Consider the following 3,516-nt stretch of genomic DNA (forward strand, 5'->3'; position numbering starts at 1 on the left):
TGTTGCACGGTCATGTGGGCCAACAGGTCGGCGAGGTTCCAGCCGGCGCACGGTGTCGGCAAGCGCAGCTGCTCGGGCGTCACGGCGTCGACGACATCCACGGATGCCAGCACGGCGATGCGGTGAGAGGGACGGACATCAGAAATCGTATACATACATAGATCGTATGCGCATGCATATGGTCGGTCAATGTCTACCATCACTGACATGACTTCGAGGGCTAAGCGTCCCGACCTGGCGGCGATGCTCGCGCCGCTGCTTCGCGATCTGATCGCGGCGGAGCAGCCCGTGCTGGATGCCCACGACCTGTCGATGTGGGGCTACGTCGTACTGCTGGCACTGGATCGGTCACCGGTACGCACGCAGGCGGCGCTCGCCGAGGCGATCGGCGCCGACAAGACCCGCATCATCCCCGTCCTCGACGAGTTGCAGGCTCAGGGCCACATCGAGCGCCACCCCGACCCCGACGATCGGCGGGTGCGGCTACTGGCCGTCACGAAGTCGGGTCGCGTGGTCAAGGATGCGGTGCAGACGGCCATCCAACGTGGCGAGGAGCGCTGGCTGTCGACGCTGTCGGCCGACGACCGCCGCGTGTTTCTGCGGGTGCTGGTTCAGCTGACGCAAAGCGACGAACCGTGACCCCTCGAAAACGAAACCACCCGCACGGCTGACTGCCGCGCGGGTGGTTTCGCTAGATCGACTTAAACGTCGTAGTAGAGCGCGAACTCGTACGGGTGCGGCCGGATCTGGACCGGCAGGATCTCGTTGTCGCGCTTGAAGTTGATCCACGTCTCGATCAGGTCGGGCGTGAAAACGCCGCCCTCGGTGAGGTATTCGTGGTCCGCTTCCAGCCGGTCGATCACCGCGGACAGCTGGACAGGAGCCTGCGGAATGTTGGCGGCCTCCTCCGGCGGCAGCTCGTAGAGGTCCTTGTCGACCGGGGCCTGCGGCTCGATCTTGTTCTTGATGCCGTCCAGGCCGGCCATCAGCATGGCCGAGAACGCCAGGTACGGGTTGCCCGACGAGTCGGGGCAACGGAACTCCAGCCGCTTGGCCTTCGGGTTGGTGCCGGTGATCGGGATGCGGACACAGGCCGAGCGGTTGCGCTGGCTGTAGACCAAGTTGATCGGGGCCTCGAAGCCGGGAACCAGACGCTTGTAGGAGTTCACCGTCGGGTTGGTGAAGGCCAGCAGCGACGGCGCGTGGTGCAGCAGGCCGCCGATGTAGTGGCGCGCGGTGTCCGACAGGCCGGCGTAACCGGTCTCGTCGTACATCAGCGGGTTGCCGTCTTTCCACAGCGACTGGTGGGTGTGCATGCCGGAGCCGTTGTCACCGAACAGCGGCTTGGGCATGAACGTGACGGTCTTGCCGTTCACCCATGCGGTGTTCTTGACGATGTACTTGTACAGCTGCATGTCGTCGGCCGCGTGCAGCAGCGTATTGAACTTGTAGTTGATCTCGGCCTGACCGCCGGTGCCCACCTCGTGGTGGCCCTTCTCCAGGCTGAAGCCCGCCTTGATCAGGTTCTGCAGCATCTCGTTGCGCAGATCGGCGTAGTGGTCGACCGGGGGGACCGGGAAGTACCCGCCCTTGGGGCGGACCTTGTAGCCACGGTTGGGGCTACCGTCGAGTTCGTTCGGCGAGCCGGTGTTCCACCAACCGGAGATCGCGTCGATTTCGTAAAACGATCCGTTGGTGCGCGAGTCGAAGCTGACGGAGTCGAAGATGTAGAACTCGGCCTCGGCGCCGAAGTAGGCGGTGTCGGCGACGCCGGTGCTGATCAGATAGTTCTCGGCCTTGCGGGCGATGTTGCGCGGGTCGCGCGAGTAGGGCTCCAGCGTGAACGGGTCATGCACGAAGAAGTTAAGGTTCAGCGTCTTGGCCTCGCGGAACAGGTCGATCTGGGCCGTTGCGGGGTCGGGGAGCAACAGCATGTCGGACTCGTGAATCGACTGGAATCCGCGAATCGATGAGCCGTCGAAAGCCAGGCCGTCGTCGAAGACGCTTTGGTCGAAAAACGAAACCGGAATTGTGAAGTGCTGCATGATGCCGGGCAGGTCACAGAACCGGACGTCGACAAACTCGACGTTCTCGTCTTTTACGAGTTTGAAGACGTCGTCGGGCGTCGTTTCCGTCACAGAATTGCTCCTTTACTTGGTGAGATCCGCGGCCGACGCTATGGAGCAGATGTTGCCCGCCCGTCAACCCCGTGTTGCGCGCAGGTTACGTGACCCACGCCGCCACGTCCGAGCCCGGGTCTACCGGCGGGTTCTATTGTGGGGGCCATGGACCGCAAGATCGTATCTGGTCTGGTGACGTGGCGCACTGGTCGTTGGCAACCGAGCCCGGATTTTGGTCGTTGATGCCGGAGTCACTTTCGGCGTATCCGGGCGAGAGTTTGGGCATGCCGGAGCGCGGGCCGGGGTCCTTGGCGCCGATGGGTCGCAGGCTCGGCGCGCTGATGATCGACTGGCTGATCTCCTACGGCCTGGCCGCGCTGTGCTTGAGGTTCGGCGTGTTTTCCCAACACGCGCTTTCGACCGCAATCCTGGTCGTCTGGTTTCTGCTCGGCGTGGTCTCGGTGCGGCTGTTCGGCTTCACGCCCGGGCAACTGGCGCTGGGCCTGCAGGTGGTGACAACGGACGGGCGGCTGCACGTGGGCGCGGGCCGCGCCATCGTGCGGGGTGTGCTGGTCGGGACGGTCGTGCCCGCGTTGTTCACCGACTGGGACGGGCGCGGCCTGCAGGATCGGCTGACCGCAACGGCGGTGGTAAGGCGCTAGACCGAGCGACCCGCTGGCGGGTTATCTGCGGCGGACAGTGCGCTGCATGCCGCGCATCTTGCCCGCATTCGGTAGCGGGCCCTTCGGCATCGCGGCGGCGCCGGCTCGCGAACCCAGCGCGGCCAGCCGAGACTCGAGCGAGTCCATCTGCTTGACGTTGATGTTGGCCGGCAGCTTGGTGAGGTGTCGCTCCAATTTGCCCAGCGGTACCTCGTCGTCGCCGTTGCCGACGACGACGTCGTAGATCGGCACATCGCCCACCAACCGCGCGGTGCGCTTCTTCTCCTGGGCCAGCAGCGGCTTGACCCGCGCCGCCGATCCCTCGCCGACCAGGATGACGCCCGGACGCCCGACCACCCGGTGCACCGCGTCGAAGTGGCCCGTCGCGGCCACGCCCGGGGTGACCCGCCACTTGCCGCGCAAGTTGTCCAACACCCAGGCAGCCGCGCCGGTCTGACCTTCCGCCTTGCGATAGACCGACTTCTGGGCGCGACGGCCGAAGATGATGAAGGTGACCAACCCGCCCAGCAGCACGCCGAGCGGGATCAAGGTGAGCATCGTCAACCCGCCGGCCCACACCCCGACTACCACCGAGATGCCCACGATCAGCACGAAGGCGCCGATCATGTACGGAAGTAGCCGCTTGTCTTCCTGGCGCTGAATGTTGAACGCCTGCCACAACTGGGCGCGGCGCTCCTTGGCCGCGGCCTTGCGGGCGGCCTGCGCTTGTGCCC

At 65.2% G+C, this 3,516-nt stretch carries 5 protein-coding genes; 2 read left to right on the plus strand and 3 right to left on the minus strand.

The annotated features are described in order from the left end of the window. The coding region (locus tag JOZ00_RS24025) for a maleylpyruvate isomerase N-terminal domain-containing protein (RefSeq protein ID WP_293349147.1) at positions 1-155 on the minus strand (155 nt) is incomplete at its 3' end. Between the two features lie 52 nt (positions 156-207). Here JOZ00_RS24025 and JOZ00_RS24030 point away from each other — a divergent pair. Then, entirely contained in the window at positions 208-639 is a 432-nt protein-coding gene (locus JOZ00_RS24030; protein WP_293349139.1) for a MarR family transcriptional regulator, read from the plus strand. Between the two features lie 62 nt (positions 640-701). On the opposite strand, the gene glnA is transcribed toward JOZ00_RS24030, so the two are convergent. Further along, positions 702-2,138: a type I glutamate--ammonia ligase gene (glnA, locus tag JOZ00_RS24035; RefSeq protein WP_293349141.1), complete on the minus strand. Its 1,437-nt coding sequence runs from the start codon at positions 2,136-2,138 to the stop codon at positions 702-704. Positions 2,139-2,362: 224 nt separating this feature from the next. On the opposite strand from glnA, the gene JOZ00_RS24040 reads away from it, so the two are divergent. Further along, positions 2,363-2,782, plus strand: a complete 420-nt coding sequence (locus JOZ00_RS24040) for an RDD family protein (RefSeq protein ID WP_293349143.1) — start codon at positions 2,363-2,365, stop codon at positions 2,780-2,782. A 21-nt stretch (positions 2,783-2,803) separates the two neighbouring features. On the opposite strand, the gene JOZ00_RS24045 is transcribed toward JOZ00_RS24040, so the two are convergent. Further along, positions 2,804-3,516, minus strand: a 713-nt coding sequence (locus JOZ00_RS24045) for a DUF4191 domain-containing protein (protein WP_293349145.1), incomplete at its 5' end; no start/stop codon positions are given.

Origin of the sequence: Mycobacterium sp., from assembly GCF_019243155.1 — a bacterium.
GTDB lineage: Bacteria > Actinomycetota > Actinomycetes > Mycobacteriales > Mycobacteriaceae > Mycobacterium.

What these genes read in the sequence shown, in the direction of transcription:
- JOZ00_RS24030 (WP_293349139.1), top strand. Translation starts at nt 208, where the DNA reads ATGACTTCGAGGGCTAAGCGTCCCGACCTGGCGGCGATGCTCGCGCCG.
- JOZ00_RS24040 (WP_293349143.1), top strand. Translation starts at nt 2,363, where the DNA reads ATGCCGGAGTCACTTTCGGCGTATCCGGGCGAGAGTTTGGGCATGCCG.